Genomic DNA, 15061 nt, shown 5'->3' with positions numbered 1-15061 from the left:
CGGCGGCCTCGGACGACTCGCCCGGCAGGCCGGCGGACGCGGCGCGGGCTCGGGCGCGGGCGGTGGGCGGGCTGGAGACGGTCACGCGGCGCTCGTCAGCCACGGCGGCCTCCGGGCGCCTCGCCCGCGTCCGGCCCGCCGTGGTGGAACCTGCGGACCAGCAGGTCGCGGACCTCGCGGGTGTGGCGGCGGCTCACCGGGAGCAGCTCGTCGCCGATCTGCACGGCCGCGCGTCCGCCGTCGAAGCGCAGCTCGGTGATGTGCGCGGACGCGACCAGGGTGCTGCGGTGGATGCGGATGAAGCCCGCCGCCTCCCACCGCTTGGTGAGGGCGGACAGCGGCATGCGGACGAGGTAGCCGCCCTCGGCGGTGTGCAGCCGGACGTAGTCGCCCTGCGCCTCGACGTGCGTGACGGCCCGGCGGGACACCAGCCGGGTGCGCCCGCCGAGCTCGACCGGGATCATCTCGTCGTCGGCGTCCCGGTCCGGGCCGGGCGTGCCCGGCGGCCCGGCCCGGCGCGCGGCGTCGTGCACCCGCCGGACCGCCTCCGCGAGCCGCTCGGGCCGGACGGGCTTCAGCAGGTAGTCCAGCGCGCCGAGCTCGTAGGCGGTGACGGCGCAGTCGTCGTGCGCGGTGACGAAGACGACGTGCGGCGGCGCGGCGAACCCGGTCAGCAGGCGGGTGAAGTCGAGGCCGTCCAGCCCGGGCATGCGGATGTCGAGGAACACCGCGTCGAGCCGGTCGCCCTCGACGACCATCCGGCTGAGGTCGCGCAGCGCGGCGGAGGCGTCGCCCGCGGCCGAGACCTGCCCGATCCGCGGGTCCCTGCGAAGGAGGAACGTCAGCTCCTCCAGGGCGGGGCGTTCATCGTCGACGGCCAGGACGCGCAGCATAGGGGGCACTTTGCCGCGATTACCGTCTGTCCGCAATCGGTTTCGAGATGTGAGTACCGTGTCGTGGGCGGCACGTCAGTCCGGAAACACACCCGGCCGGTACTTCGGGACGCGCAGTTTCACCTTCGTCCCGGCGCCCAGCGCGGTCTCCACCGTCAGCCCGTACTCGTCGCCGTAGACCTGCCGCATGCGCTCGTCCACGTTGGCGAGCCCGATCCCCGCGCACCCCCTGTCGCGCCGCCCGCGCGCCGCCACGCTGCCCCAGCCCGTCGGCCCCGGGCGCCCGAGCGGCGCGGAGAGGATCTCCTGGAGCCGCTCGGGGTCCATGCCGACCCCGTCGTCCTCGACGCTGATCGCCGCCTCGGCGCCGGAGTCGCGGGCGACGATCGAGATGTGGAAGGCCTCGCGCGCGCCCTCCATGCCGTGCCGGATCGCGTTCTCGACGAGCGGCTGGAGGGCGAGGAACGGCACCGCGACGGGCAGCACCTCCGGCGCCACCTCCACGCTGAACTGGAGCCGCTCCCCGAACCTGGCCCGTTCCAGCAGCAGGTAGCGGTCGATGGAGCGCAGCTCGTCGGCGAGGGTCGTGAAGTCGCGCGGGTTGCGGAAGGAGTAGCGGGCGAAGTCGGCGAAGTCGAGCAGCAGCTCCCGGGCCCGCCCGGGATCGGTGCGCACGAACGAGGCGATCGTGGTCAGCGAGTTGTAGACGAAGTGCGGGGAGATCTGGGCGCGCAGCGCCCGCATTTCGGCCTCCGCGAGCCGGATGCGCACCGAGTCCAGTTCGGCGAGCTCCAGCTGCCCGGTGACCCAGCGGGCCGCCTCTCCGACGGCCCGCACCCGCGCGGCGGACGGTCCCGGCCAGTAGGCGGCGAGCGCCCCCTCGACGCGGCCCTCGACGGTGAGGGGCGCGACCATCGCGACCCGGACCCGGCACCGGGGGTCGGCGCACGGCAGCCGGTCCTGCGCGATCACCCGCGGCCGTCCGGAGGCGAGCACCGGCAGGGCGTGCTCGACGGCCTCCGCGATGTGCGCGCCGCCGCCGAGACCGTCCCAGGCGAGGAGCCGCCCCGCCGCCGAGCCGCCCACGTCCGCCGCGTCCACCCGCCCGGAGGCGTCCGTCCATTCCGACGCGCCCGACGCCCGCGAAGGACCAGGAGGACCACCGTCGGCCCCACCTGCTCCGTCCGCGCCGTGTAGGGCGCCTGGGTCACCTCCACCGGAATCGACGCCGCAGGGGTCGCCCTCCGCCTGAGGCGCCCACAGGCCGATGAGGGCGACGGCCTCGGCGCCGAGCAGCGCCCGGAGGTGCCGCGCCGCCTTCTGCGCCGACTCCGGGCCGAGCCCGGCGCGCAGCGGCGGCGAGGCCCGCGTGATCGTGTGCAGGGCCGCGAACGCGGCCTCCCCGGCCGGACCGCCGGACCGGCTCCGCAGGGACGCCGACCGCCGGCGCAGGACGCAGGCGCCCGCGGCGGTCCCGGCGGCGGCACCGGCCGCGGCGCACGCGGCGACGTCGACGACGGACGGTAGATCCATGACAACGTACGGTAACGTCTACCTACCGGCCGGACCTGCCGGTTCACTGATTACAGGTGGACAGAGTCGGGATCTCCGCGCGGAACTAGAGCGGCGGCGACTCCCCCTCGTCCTCCTGGTAGGAGTAGCGCTGCTCGCGCCACGGGTCGGCGACGTTGTGGTAGCCGCGCTCCTCCCAGAAGCCGCGGCGGTCCCTCACGAGGTACTCGACGCCGCGCACCCACTTCACGCTCTTCCACGCGTACAGGTGCGGGACGACGATGCGGATCGGGAAGCCGTGGTCGGGGCTGAGGCGCTCCCCGTCACGGTGGGTGGCGAACATGGTCCCGTCGGCGAGGAAGTCCTCCATCCGGATGTTGGCGCTGTAGCCGTACTCGGCCCAGACCATCACGTGCGTGACGTCCGGCGCGGGCGGCGCCAGCTCCACGATCGACGCGCCGGAGACGCCGCGCCACTCGTTGTCGGGGATCGTGAACTTGGTGACGCAGTGGAAGTCGGCGACGGCCGTGGTCTTGGGGAGCCCGTCGAACTCGTCCCACGTCCAGCGGTACTGGCCGCCCGTCGCCGTGGCGCCGAACACGCGGAAGTCCCAGTCCTTGGGACGGAACTTGGGGACGGGGCCGTAGTGGAGGACCGGCCAGCCCCGGGGGACGTACTGGCCGGGCGGGAGGTCCCGCGGCTGCGGTTCGCTCTGTTCGGATGGGGACATGACGCGGCCATCCTGCCATCCGGCGTGACCTGAGCCATATTCGGCCCCTGCGGCCGGTCCGCCCCGCGAGATCGGCTAGGGTGGGCACGTGCGCAGCGTTGTGTATTTCTTTTGGTACGGCCAGCCCGGGCGGCTGGTCTGCCGAGCGTTGCGCTGACAGACCACCACGACGAAAGCCCCGGGCCCGCTGGCCCGGGGCTTTCGTCGTTCCAGGGGAACTTTTCGCGGGGCCCGCCGGGCGCCGTGCCACGAGGAGAGGCAGCACACCATGGTCGTCGTCATGGCCCCGGGGGCCACCGAAGCGGATATCAAGGCCGTCGTCTCACTGGTCGAGACGGCGGGCGGCGACGCCTTCGTCAGCCGCGGCGTGGAACGGACCATCGTCGGGCTGGTCGGCGACGTCCAGCAGTTCGGCTCGCTGAACCTGCGCGGCATGCGCGGCGTCAGCGACGTGATCCGCATCTCGGCGCCCTACAAGCTGGTGAGCCGCGAGAACCACGGCGAGCGCTCGGTCGTGCGGGTCGGCGGCGTCCCCATCGGCCCCGGCACGATGACGCTGATCGCGGGCCCGTGCGCGGTGGAGAGCCCCGAGCAGACGCTCCAGGCGGCGCTGATGGCGCGGGCGGCCGGGGCGACGCTGCTGCGCGGCGGCGCGTTCAAGCCGCGGACCTCCCCGTACGCCTTCCAGGGCCTCGGCGAGGCGGGCCTGCGCATCCTCGCGGACGTGCGGGCCGAGACGGGCATGCCGATCGTCACCGAGGTCGTGGACGCCGGCGACGTCGAGCTCGTCGCCTCCTACGCCGACATGCTCCAGATCGGCACCCGCAACGCGCAGAACTTCGCGCTGCTCCAGGCGGCGGGCGAGGCCGGCAGGCCGGTGATGCTGAAGCGCGGCATGAACGGCACGATCGAGGAGTGGCTGATGGCCGCCGAGTACGTCGCGCAGCGCGGCAACCTCGACATCGTGCTGTGCGAGCGCGGCATCCGCACCTTCGAGCGGGCCACCCGCAACACCCTCGACATCTCCGCGGTCCCGGTGGCGCAGCGCCTCTCCCACCTGCCGGTGATCGTGGACCCGTCGCACTCGGGCGGCAGCCGCGACCTCGTCCTGCCGCTGACCCGCGCCGCGATCGCGGTCGGCGCGGACGGCGTGATCATCGACGTGCACCCGCACCCGGAGACCGCGCTGTGCGACGGCCCGCAGGCGCTCGTGGACGGCGACCTGCGCGAGCTGGCCAAGGTCGTCCGCGACCTGCCGCCCCTGGTGAACCGCACCCTGACCGAGGCCCCGACCCCGATCCCGGACGGCGTCCCCGCGTAGCACCAGTACAGCCGTTATTGTCTTGGACATGACGTACTGGACGACGAATCTTGGGCCGCCGCGCTCCTGACGGGGCGCGGCAGACCGTTTCCTGAGATCCGCTGAGGCCCGGCGCGAGGACGCGCCCGGTCTTCGTTCTCCTGCGCCCCGAATCCGGACTCTCTCTCCCGATTCGAGTACAGGAGCACCTTCGTGTCCGTACGCACGCTCAAGCATGACTCCTCCGGCGGCGCCTCCGGGGCCGTCTCGCCCCGGGGGCTGCCCGGCGGCGCCGACATCCTCGTGGCCGCGTCCCTGTGGGGGACGACCGGGACCGTCCGCACCTTCGCGGACGGCGCCTCGAACCTCTCCATCGCCGCGGTCCGCATCGTCATCGGCGGGCTGCTGCTGTTCGGGTTCGCCGCGCTCGACCGCCGGGGCGGCGGGCGCGGCGCGGGCCTGCGGCGCCTGCTGTCCCGCGGCGGCGCGCGGTTCGGCGCGTGGCCGCTGATCGGGCTCGGCGCGGTGGCGATCACCGTCTACCAGACGGCGTTCTTCGCCGCCGCCGCGCGGACCGGCGTGGCCGCCGGGACCGTCGTGACGATCGGCAGCGCGCCCGCGTTCACGGGCCTGGTCGGGCTCGTGACGCGGCGGGCGGGGCTCGGCCGCCGCTGGCTGCTCGCGACCGCCGGGGCCGTCGCGGGCTGCGCCCTGCTGGTCGGCGGCGGGCACGACGCGGGGATCGAGCCGGCCGGCATCGCGCTGGCGCTGCTGTCCGGCCTGGCGTACGCGGTGTACGCGACGGTCGCGTCCGTCCTGATCACCCGCGGGGAGGACGACCGCGCGGTCGCCGGGGCGCTGTTCGGGACCGCGGCGGTCCCGCTGCTGCCCGTGCTGCTCGCGGGGCCCACCGGGTGGCTGCTCGGCGGGACGGGGGCGCTGACCGCGCTCTACCTGGGCGCGGTGACGACCGGCGGCGGCTACCTGCTCTTCGCGCGCGGCCTGCGGACGACCCCGGCCGCGACCGCGACGACGCTGACGCTCGCCGAGCCCGCCGTGGCGGCGGTGCTGGGAACGCTCGTGCTGGACGAGCGGCTGGGCGCTCCGGCGCTCGCCGGGCTCGCCCTGCTGGCGGCGAGCCTGGTCGTGCTGGTGGTGCCGGCCCGGCGGCCGGACAGACGGCGGGACGGACGTCCGGGCGGTAACAAATTGGTCTGAACCACTCGCCAGGATCGACCCCGGCGAGGATGATGTCCGGCATGACAACGGGCGATGGGGACGCCGCCGGACGGCTCTTCCCCGAGGACCTGGACGGCGTCGATCCGGTCGCCGCGGTGATGCTGGCGGACGCCTGCCGCTCCATCGCCGCGTATCCGGAGCTGGTGGTGGTCGGCGCGCTCTTCACGGCGGCCGAGCGGGTCCGCGGGGGCTGGCAGGTCGTCTGCCCGTGCGACCCGCTCCCCCAGGGCGCCCGCGAGCTGCTCGCCGACCACCTGGACGGGCTGGCCTCGGCCGCGCCGGGCGACGATCCCGGTCGCGGGGAGCTGCGGGACGCCGCGACGAGGCTGCGGACGGGGCCCGCCGACGCGCTGGCGGCGGCGGGCCGGCGCTTTCGCATCGTGCGGATCGAGCAGCTCGTCCGGACGGGCCCGGACGGTCCGGAGCCGCCCCGTCCCACCGACGTCGATCCGGCGCCGAGCGACACCCGGGTCTTCCCGGCCCGCCCGTACGACCTGCTGCCGGACGAGCGGGGCGCGTCCGACCTGACGACGGCCGAGCTGCTGTGCCAGGTGCTGGACGCCGCCGCCGCGACGGGGAACGAGCCGTCCGGCGCGTTCCTGACCCCGCTGGCGGTCGCGCCCGCGTTCACGGTGGCGGAGCGGGCGGAGGGGCGCTGGCGCCCGGTCGGGCGGCTGCACGACACCCCGCGCCAGGCCCGCGAGTCGCTGGTGACCTACTTCCGGCACGTGGTGCCCGCGATCGAGCAGCCGGGGCCGGAGACCGCCGCGGAGTACGCCGAGGCGGCCGACCTGATGGCCGACGGGACCCGCCGCAACGGGATCGCGGTCGCCGGGCGGCGGTTCCGGATCGTCCGGATCGAGCGGATCACGCTGATGGGGCCGGACGGTCCCGAGCCGCCGCGCCCGACGGACTTCGACGCCCGCTGAGCGACCGCGCCGAGGCGCGCGCCCCCCGGACGCGCGCCGGGCGGGCGGGCGCGGTCAGGCGGACGCGGGGTCGCCGTAGACGGGCCGGTGCTCCTGGACCGAGTCGGCGAGCTGGTCGGCCAGCTCCCCCACGTCCAGGCGCTTCTCGATCTGCCGCAGGTCGTCGATCTTGGCCTTGGTCTCGGCGCGCCGCGGGGCCAGCATCGTGCAGCAGTCCTCGTCGGGCAGCTCGGAGATCGACAGCGTCCGGATCCGGCGCGCCTGGTCCATGATCTCGATCTTGTCCATGCCGACGAGGGGCCGCAGGATCGGCAGCTCGACCGCGTCGTCCAGCGCGGTGATGTTCGTGAGGGTCTGGCTGCTGACCTGGCCGAGCGCGTCGCCGGTGATCAGCGCGCCGCCGCGCAGCCGGCGGGCGAGGACCTCCCCGGTGCGCAGCATCAGCCGCCGCTGGGCGATCACCGCGAGCCGGTCGGCGCCGGACGACTTGATCTGCTGCTGGGCCTTGCCGAACGGGACGACGAACAGCCGCGAGCCGCCCTGGAACTTGTCCAGCTCGCGGACCAGCGCGTACGCCTTGTAGATCGACTCCGGGCCGGTGAACGGCATGCCGGAGAAGTGCAGGTAGTCGACCCGCAGGCCGCGGCGCATCATCCGGTACGCGGCGACGGGCGAGTCGATGCCGCCGGACATGAGCACGAGGGCGCGGCCGCTCATCCCGACGGGCAGGCCGCCCTGGCCGGGGAGGCCGCCGGAGAACACGAAGACCTCGTCGCGGTCGACCTCGATCGACAGCGTGACGTCGGGGTTCTTGAGCCGGACGGGCAGCCCGTACCGGTCGGCGACCTTCGCGCCGATGTGCCGGTCGAGCTCGGTGGAGGTCATCGGGAACCGCTTGTCACGGCGCTTGGAGCGGACCGCGAACGAGCCGGTGCGGCCGTCCATCAGCTCCAGCGCGGCGCGCTCGACGCTCGCGAGGTCCTTGCCGACGCGCCAGGCGCGGTGCGCCCACACGATGCCCATGACGTCGGTGATCCGGGCGGCGACCTTCTCCATGGTGGCGAGGTCGGCGTCCTGCTTGCGGACGATGAACACGCCGTGCCGCCGGATCACGTCCACCCGGGCGATGGGGCGGACGGCGAGGCGGACGTTGTCGGCGAGGCGCCGCTCGAACAGCTCGCGGTTCTTGCCCTTCAGGACCACCTCGCCCAGCTTCAGGAGCACGCACGGCTCGCCGTCGACCGGCGACTGCTCCCGGACGTCCGCGGGCGCGGTGTCGAGCGTGGTCATGCGGGGTCCTCCTGGCGGGAAAGGGTGAAGGGGAAACATCTAAGTGTGGCCCAGGAAGGCCAACACCGCGACCCGACTTTCCTGTTCCCGCCAGGCGGACCCGTCCGGGCGGACGGCCCGGGCGGACGGCCGGAGGTCAGCCGAAGAAGACCTCGGACTCGGCGTAGCGCTCCAGCGGGACGGTCTTGAGCTCCTTGGTGGCCTCGTCGAGCCCCACGCGGACGATGTCGGTGCCCTGGAGGGCGACCATCTTGCCGTAGTCGCCGTCGCGGACGGCGTCGATCGCCTGGAGGCCGAAGCGGGTGGCGAGGACCCGGTCGAACGCGGTGGGCGTGCCGCCGCGCTGGATGTGCCCGAGCACGGTGGCGCGGGCCTCTTTGCCGGTCCGCTTCTCGATCTCGTCGGCGAGCCGCGGCCCGATGCCGCCGAGCCGGACGTGGCCGAACGCGTCGCGCTCGCCGGTCTGGAGCTCCATCTGCCCGTCGATCGGGTGCGCGCCCTCGGACACGACGATGATCGGCGCGTAGCGGGTCTTGAACCGGCTCTCGACGTACTCGACGACCTTGTCGATGTCGAAGGGGCGCTCGGGGATCAGGATGACGTTGGCGCCGGCGGCCATGCCGACGTGCAGCGCGATCCAGCCCGCGTGCCGCCCCATGACCTCGCAGATCAGCGCGCGGTGGTGGCTCTCGGCGGTGGTGTGCAGCCGGTCGACGGCCTCCATGCCGATGTTCACGGCGGTGTCGAAGCCGAAGGTGTAGTCGGTGGCGTTCAGGTCGTTGTCGATGGTCTTCGGGACCCCGACGACGTTGACGCCGCTGGCGTACAGCTCGCGGGCGACGCCGAGGGTGTCCTCGCCGCCGATGGCGATCAGCGCGTCCACGCCGAGGCCCGCCAGATTGTCCTTGATCCGCTCGACGCCGCCCTCGACCTTGACGGGGTTCGTCCGGGACGACCCGAGGATGGTGCCGCCGCGCGGGAGGATCCCGCGCACGGCCTGGACGTCGAGGGCGATCGTGTCGCCTTCGAGGGGGCCGCGCCATCCGGCCCGGAAGCCCACGAACTCATAGCCGAAGACCTGGACGCCCTTGCGCACGACCGCGCGGATCACCGCGTTCAGTCCCGGGCAGTCACCGCCGCCGGTCAGCACTCCGACGCGCATGCCGTCTCCCTGTCCCGCCACCGGGCTCCCCTCTCCAGTCACACGGCCAGACTAGTGGCCCGCGCACGGCCACCGGGGGCATTCGCCGGGTGTCCCGGCGTGCCGCCATTGGTCTAGACCATAGCCGCTCCGGCGGGTCCTCGGCCCCCTCCGGCGCGGCGCGCCGCGGGTCTCGCGCACGCGATGCCGCGGGTCAGTCGTCGAGGCCCTGCTCGATGGCGTAGCGGACGAGCTCGACCCGGTTGTGGAGCTGGAGCTTGCCGAGGGTGTTCTGCACGTGGTTCTGCACCGTCCGGTGGGACAGGACGAGCCGCTGCGCGATCTGCTTGTACGTCAGCCCCTTGGCGACCAGCCGCAGGACCTCGGTCTCGCGCTCGGTCAGCCGGGGCGCGTCGCCGTCCTCCCGGGCGGGGGCGGCGGCGAGGCGCCGGTACTCGCCGAGGACGAGCCCGGCGAGGCCGGGGGTGAAGACGGCGTCGCCCGCCCCGGTCCGCACGACCGCGTCGAGGAACTCCTCCCGGGCGGCGGACTTCAGCAGGTAGCCGGTGGCGCCCGCCTTCACGGCCTCCAGGACGTCCTGCTGCTCGCCGCTGGCCGACAGCACCAGGACCCGGACGGGCGGGTCCGCCGCGGCGAGGTGCCGCGTCACCTCGACCCCGGTGATGTCGGGGAGCTGGAGGTCGACGACGGCCACCTGCGGCCGCGCCGCCGCGGCGATGCGCAGCGCCGCGCGCCCCTCCCCGGCGGTGGCGACCACCTCGTGGCCCGCCTCGGCCAGGTCCCGCGCGACCGCCTCGCGCCACATCGGGTGGTCGTCCACGACCATGATCCTGAGGCTTCCGGGGGCCGCGTCGTCGCTCACGCACCACACCCTAGGCCCTGATCGCGGCCCTGGCCCGCCGGGCTCCGCGATCAGGGGGTTCCGCGCCCCGGGGCCGCGGGGACGGTCATCTCGATCTCGGTGCCCTCGCCGGGCGCGGAGACGATCTCGACGGTGCCGCCGAGGTCGCGGATCCGGCCGCGGATCGACTGGGCGACGCCGAGCCGCCCGTCCGCCGCGGCCCGGTCGAGGCGGTCCGGCGCCATGCCGGGCCCGTCGTCGCGGACGCTGACGGTGACCGCGCCGGCGCCGTCGTCCTCCAGCAGCACCCAGGCGCGCGCGCCGGCGCCGCAGTGCCGCCGGACGTTGTCCAGCGCCGCCGCCACCGCCGCGGCGACCTCCCGGGCGGCGTTCTCGGGCAGCGGGACGGCGGTCGCCGGGGTCGAGACGGTGACGGACGTGGACGCGAGGCCGGTCAGCAGCGGCCGGAGGTCGGTCTCCCTGGCCGTCCCGCCGCGGGGCGCGTCCGGGTGCGCGGGCGCGGCCGGGGCCGTCCCGATCAGGGAGCGCAGCGCCGCCTCCTGCTCTCCCGCCAGGCGCCCCAGCTCGGCCGCCTCGCCGCCCAGCTCGCCGCCGCGCCGCTGCACCATCGCGAGCACCTGGAGGACCGAGTCGTGGATGCGGCGGGCCAGCCGCTCCCGCTCCCGGGTGGCCGCCTCCAGCTCCACCGCGCGCGCCAGCCGCGCCTCCGCGTCCAGCGCCAGCCTGACCACGTGGCCGACGACGAGCCCGGCGAGGAACAGCAGGACGATCCCGTTGAGCGTCGTGCCGCCCATCCCGCCGACCGTCCGGGCGAGCACGTGCACCAGGACGTTGGCGGCCGCGAGGACCGCCGCCGCCGCGACGCCGAGCCGCCGCCCGCCCGCCACGGCGCACGCCAGCACGGACGCCGCGACCCACGACACCGGCAGCGTCGGGCGCCCGTGCGCGATGTGGGCGTGCGTCTCCACCCACGCCGTCGCGAGGATGCAGCCCGCGGCGACGGCGACGTCCGCGGCGAGCAGCGCGCGGGTCCGGCGGCGCGGGTCGCGGTAGGCGAGCACGGAGCACGCCGTCCAGGCGGCCATGACCGCGAGCACCGCCCAGCCGGCCGCCGGACGGGCGTAGCCGCCCGCGTTGCCGGCGATCAGCACCGCCGCGTAACCGAGCGCGAGCACGCGGTAGACCGCGACGGCGCGCCACAGGGCGCTCTCCAGGCCCAGGCCGTCCTGGGCGTACTCGTCAGCCGCCGTCGCTCAGCCCACCGTCGTCCGCGTCGTCCTCGTCGTCGTCCCGGACGGGGCGGACGGTCTTGCCGGCCAGCTCGGCCTTGACCTCCGCGGAGTACCGGTCGACGTACTCCTGCCCGGACAGCTTCCTGATCGCCTGCATGATCTCGTCGGTGATCTCGCGGAGCACCCCGTGCTCGTCCTCGCGCCCGTAGTAGCGGGAGAAGTCGAGCGGCTCGCCGAACCGGACGCCGGGCCGGATCCCGAGCCGCGGCAGGGGCTTGCCGGGCGGCATCAGCTCGAAGGTGTTGATCATCGCCATGGGGATCACCGGGACGCGCGACTTCAGCGCCAGCCGCGCGACCCCGGTCTTGCCGCGGTACAGCCGGTTGTCGGGCGCCCGGGTGCCCTCCGGGTAGATGCCGAGCAGCTTGCCCTCGCCGAGGATCCGCAGCCCGGTCTGGAGGGCGGCCTCCGCCGCGGTGCCGCCGGTGCGGTCGACCGGCACCACCCCGACGCCGGTGAAGAAGCCCTTGCTGATCAGCCCCTTGATCCCCTTGCCGGTGAAGTACTCGCCCTTGCCGATGAAGTAGATCGGCCGCATCAGCGGCAGCGGCCCGAAGAAGTGGTCGGCGAACGACAGGTGGTTGCTCACGAGGAGCGCCGGGCCCCGCTTGGGGACGTTCCGCATGCCCTGGTTCCGCGGCCACCACAGGAGGTACAGGATGGGCGAGAGGACGATCCTGAGCAGGATCCAGAACCAGAGCATGCGGACACCTTCCTCTACCGCGTGTTGCCTGCGGCGCGCTTCCGAGTCCCGTCCGAGGGGGAATGATGGGACATCTTCGCATCATGCGGGGTGCCTGCCCACACCGCTGCCCCGGTCCGGCCCGCGGCCGCGGCGCGCCCGCGGCCGGATGAACGTAGGCTCTGAACGGAAATCTCAATCGGGTGTGCCCGGGGGGCTTGTCCCCGGCGGCGCAGCGAATACCGTGGGACACACGTTTCGGGGTGTCCGGGAGTGCCGCCGCGTACCGCCGGTACCACCGGGCGCACAGGTCCGGGCACACGCGCCCGGGCGCATACGTCAATGGGGGAGCGGAGGCCGTCATGCCGGTGCTGTCGGTCACGCCGGAGTCGTCGAAGGAGCCGGCCCCGTGAATCGCCGTGGCAATGGACTGTCAGCGGAGACCTACGCCCCACTCGTCGACCTGGCCCCGCATCTCGCCGACGCGATGCTGACGGCGCTCGGGGAGGCGGGGGTGGCGGCCTACGCGGCCTCGCCGTCCGATCTGACCGACCTGTCCGACCTCGCCGGGGAGTCCTCGGGCGGCGACGTGCTCGACCGGCTGTACGTGGACGTCGACATGAAGCTGGCCGCCGAGGGGATCCTGCGCGCGCACCTGACCCGGCTCCGCGACGCGTCCGCCCGCGGCTCCGACGCCGAGCGGCCCGAGACCGACCTCGCCGACCCCTCCTCCCCCGACCCGCAGCGCCCCCGCGACGAGGCCGCGTCCCGTTCCGGCTCCGACGACCCGGCCGCCGGCGGTGGCGAGCGCGACGAGGACGCCATCTGGGCCGAGATCGTCGCCGGGTTCGACACGACGCCGGACGGCGACGAGGTGCCCTGGCCCGACCAGGAGAACATCACCGAGGCCCCCGCGCCGCCGCGCGAGGGCGACGACCGCACCGGGCGGCTGCCGCGCGCCCGGGTGGTGCGGGCCGCCGACACCCCCGAGTTCCCCCCGGACGACGATGACGAGGGCCACTACGTCCCGCCGCCGCCCCCGCCGCTGCCGAGCGCCGACCCGCTCACCAAGGGCGCCTGGCTCGCGCTGATCGGCGGCCCCGTCTACCTGCTGATCACCGTCATCCTGGACTGGGAGGTCCCCGGCTGGGCCGCGTTCCTCGCGGTCGCCGCGTTCATCGGCGGGTTCGTGACGCTGGTGCTGCGGATGGGCGACGAGCCCCGCGACCCCGACGACGGCGCCGTCGTCTGACCCGCCCCCCTGGTTCCGCTTGCCCAGGGTTCACGGGACGCGGAGGTCGGCCATCACCGGGCGGTGGTCGGTGGCCAGCACGTAGTCGGCGGTCGGCGCGGTCCCCTCCCCCGGCACACCGCAGCCGACCACCTCGACGGCCCGGTCGGCGAACACCCCGTCGATGCGGCGGCGCGGGTCCCGCGCGGAGAACGTCCGCTCCTCCCCCGCGGGCGCCACGGCGTGGCAGTCCTGGAAGCGGCTCGCGAGCAGTTCCCACGACGGGCCGTCCGGCTCCTCATTGATGTCCCCCGTCAGGACGACCGGCGCCCCGTACCGGTCCCGGGCCCGGTCGAGCAGCCCGAGGACCTCCCTCGTGTGCCGCAGGCGCGGTTCAGGCGCCAGATCGAGGTGGGTGCTGGCGGCGATGACGCGCCGCCGCCCGTCCCCCTCGCCGATCTCCAGGACGGCGATCGCGAGGCCCCGGCGGTGCAGCCCCGGCACCGGGGTGAGCAGGTGGAACTCCCGGGCCGCGCGGCGGACGCCCGGCGCCGCGAGCACGCCGAGCCCGCACGCCCGCCGCCCCGCCGCGACGTCCATCCCGCAGTCCCGCGCCAGGCGGCGGCGCTGCCCGCGCCAGCCCCAGAACCGCGGCACCTCCTGGAGGCACGCCGCGTCCGGCCCGATCGCGCGGACGACGCGGGCGACGGCGGCGGGATCGTCCCGCAGCGACCGGACGTTGTAGCTGAGCACGCGCATCGACGTCACACCCGCCCCCTACCCGGTGATCGCGGCCTAGACCACGGCGTCCTCGCGGGGGCGGACGCGGGCGAGGTCCGCGGCGCCGACGATGCCCGCGGCAGAGCCCAGTTCGGCGATGCGGATGTCGGCGAGCGGGCGGTGGCCGCGGCCGGTCAGCGCGTCCTCGAACGACGCCCGGATCGGGTCGAGCAGCAGGTCGCCGGCGTCCGACAGCCCGCCGCCGATGATGAACGCGCCCGGGTCGAGGATCGCGCTGAGGTCGGCGAGGCCTTGCCCGGCCCAGTGCGCGACCGTCCGGAAGCACTCCAGCGCCGCCTTGTCGCCCTCGCGCGCCGCCTGCGTGACCTCGGGGCCGCTGATCCCCTCGGGACGGCCGTCGCCGAGCTCCAGCAGCCGCCCCGCCATCGCCGGGGCGACCCGGGCGAGGTCGCGGGCCTCGTGCACGAGCGCGTTGCCGCTGGCGTACTGCTCCCAGCAGCCGCGGTTGCCGCAGCCGCAGCGCCGCCCGTCCGGGACGACCCGGAAGTGGCCCATCTCGGCGCCGATGCCGAACTGGCCGCGGTACAGCTGGCCGTTGATGATGATGCCGCCGCCGATGCCGGTGCCGAGGGCCACGAGGACGATGAAGTCCTCGCCGCGCCCGGCGCCGTACTTCGCCTCGCCCCAGGCGGTGGCGTTGCCGTCGTTCTCGACCACGACGGGGAGCCCGACGCGGCTCTCGACCTTTTCCTTGATCGGCTCGTCCCGCCAGGCCAGGTTCGGGGCGAACAGCACGGTGGAGCGCGTCTCGTCGACGAAGCCCGCGGTGCCGAGACCGACCGCCGAGACCTCCTCGAACTTGCCCTTGAGCAGGTCGACGACCTCGGCGATGACCTCCGCGGTCTCCTTGGGGTTGGTCGAGGGAGTCGGCCTGCGGACCTTCTCCAGGATCGTTCCCCGGTCGTCGACGACCCCCGCGGCCACCTTCGTGCCGCCCACATCCACGCCGATGGTCAGGGCCATGTAACGCTTCCTCCTCATCACGGCGCCCCGGCTGGAGCCCGTACCGCACTACCCTCTGTCAGTGGGGCCGCCGCCGGTGGCGGCGGACCAGGCGTCGCCCGGCTCGGGGGGAGCCTGCGGCCCGGCGTCCGGCCGCCCGTCGCGCGGCGGACGCGCCGACCGCTCGGACGTACCC

Annotated in this window: 14 protein-coding genes; 4 read left to right on the top strand and 10 right to left on the bottom strand. The window is 74.7% G+C overall.

Annotated elements, in window-relative coordinates; translation table 11 throughout:
- Positions 1-95: 95 nt before the first annotated feature.
- The 3 genes from E1300_RS39055 to E1300_RS39045 all read right to left on the bottom strand — a co-directional run bounded on the left by E1300_RS39055 (position 96) and on the right by E1300_RS39045 (position 3135).
- Positions 96-893, bottom strand: coding sequence for a LytR/AlgR family response regulator transcription factor (locus E1300_RS39055; RefSeq protein ID WP_131762164.1), 798 nt, complete (start codon positions 891-893; stop codon positions 96-98).
- Positions 894-968: 75 nt separating this feature from the next.
- Entirely contained in the window at positions 969-2426 is a 1458-nt protein-coding gene (locus E1300_RS39050; protein WP_131762163.1) for a sensor histidine kinase, read from the bottom strand.
- Between the two features lie 85 nt (positions 2427-2511).
- Positions 2512-3135, bottom strand: a complete 624-nt coding sequence (locus E1300_RS39045) for a sulfite oxidase-like oxidoreductase (RefSeq protein WP_131762162.1) — start codon at positions 3133-3135, stop codon at positions 2512-2514.
- A 268-nt stretch (positions 3136-3403) separates the two neighbouring features.
- Here E1300_RS39045 and aroF point away from each other — a divergent pair, with 268 nt between their 5' ends.
- The 3 genes from aroF to E1300_RS39030 all read left to right on the top strand — a co-directional run bounded on the left by aroF (position 3404) and on the right by E1300_RS39030 (position 6603).
- Entirely contained in the window at positions 3404-4456 is a 1053-nt protein-coding gene (aroF, locus tag E1300_RS39040) for a 3-deoxy-7-phosphoheptulonate synthase (protein ID WP_131762161.1), read from the top strand.
- A gap of 192 nt (positions 4457-4648) precedes the next feature.
- Positions 4649-5653 (top strand): DMT family transporter, encoded by a 1005-nt coding sequence (locus E1300_RS39035; RefSeq protein WP_242619673.1) that lies wholly within the window; start codon positions 4649-4651, stop codon positions 5651-5653.
- 41 nt (positions 5654-5694) lie between these two features.
- Positions 5695-6603, top strand: coding sequence for a DUF5954 family protein (locus tag E1300_RS39030; protein WP_131762160.1), 909 nt, complete (start codon positions 5695-5697; stop codon positions 6601-6603).
- Positions 6604-6657: 54 nt separating this feature from the next.
- On the opposite strand, the gene thiI is transcribed toward E1300_RS39030, so the two are convergent.
- The 5 genes from thiI to E1300_RS39005 form a co-directional block, all read right to left on the bottom strand.
- On the bottom strand, positions 6658-7893 hold the full coding sequence (gene thiI / locus E1300_RS39025; RefSeq protein WP_131762159.1) for a tRNA uracil 4-sulfurtransferase ThiI: 1236 nt from the start codon (positions 7891-7893) through the stop codon (positions 6658-6660).
- 136 nt (positions 7894-8029) lie between these two features.
- Positions 8030-9055, bottom strand: coding sequence for a 6-phosphofructokinase (locus tag E1300_RS39020; protein ID WP_131762158.1), 1026 nt, complete (start codon positions 9053-9055; stop codon positions 8030-8032).
- A 193-nt stretch (positions 9056-9248) separates the two neighbouring features.
- Positions 9249-9881: a response regulator gene (locus tag E1300_RS39015; RefSeq protein ID WP_131762166.1), complete on the bottom strand. Its 633-nt coding sequence runs from the start codon at positions 9879-9881 to the stop codon at positions 9249-9251.
- 86 nt (positions 9882-9967) lie between these two features.
- Positions 9968-11131 (bottom strand): MacS family sensor histidine kinase, encoded by a 1164-nt coding sequence (gene macS / locus E1300_RS39010; RefSeq protein ID WP_306440694.1) that lies wholly within the window; start codon positions 11129-11131, stop codon positions 9968-9970.
- Positions 11132-11156: 25 nt separating this feature from the next.
- Positions 11157-11912, bottom strand: a complete 756-nt coding sequence (locus E1300_RS39005) for a lysophospholipid acyltransferase family protein (RefSeq protein WP_131762156.1) — start codon at positions 11910-11912, stop codon at positions 11157-11159.
- Positions 11913-12300: 388 nt separating this feature from the next.
- Here E1300_RS39005 and E1300_RS39000 point away from each other — a divergent pair, with 388 nt between their 5' ends.
- A complete protein-coding gene (locus tag E1300_RS39000; RefSeq protein WP_131762155.1) occupies positions 12301-13143 on the top strand; it encodes a hypothetical protein in 843 nt (280 codons plus the stop codon).
- Positions 13144-13173: 30 nt separating this feature from the next.
- On the opposite strand, the gene E1300_RS38995 is transcribed toward E1300_RS39000, so the two are convergent.
- Positions 13174-13881 (bottom strand): endonuclease/exonuclease/phosphatase family protein, encoded by a 708-nt coding sequence (locus tag E1300_RS38995; protein WP_131762165.1) that lies wholly within the window; start codon positions 13879-13881, stop codon positions 13174-13176.
- 36 nt (positions 13882-13917) lie between these two features.
- Complete coding sequence (locus E1300_RS38990; protein ID WP_131762154.1) at positions 13918-14886, bottom strand: ROK family glucokinase; 969 nt, start codon at positions 14884-14886, stop codon at positions 13918-13920.
- Positions 14887-15061: the final 175 nt, after the last annotated feature.

Source organism: Actinomadura fibrosa (assembly GCF_900659615.1).
Lineage (GTDB): Bacteria > Actinomycetota > Actinomycetes > Streptosporangiales > Streptosporangiaceae > Spirillospora > Spirillospora fibrosa.
The sequence above is the reverse complement of the archived record's forward strand: the minus strand, read 5'-3'. Positions and strand labels throughout refer to the sequence as shown.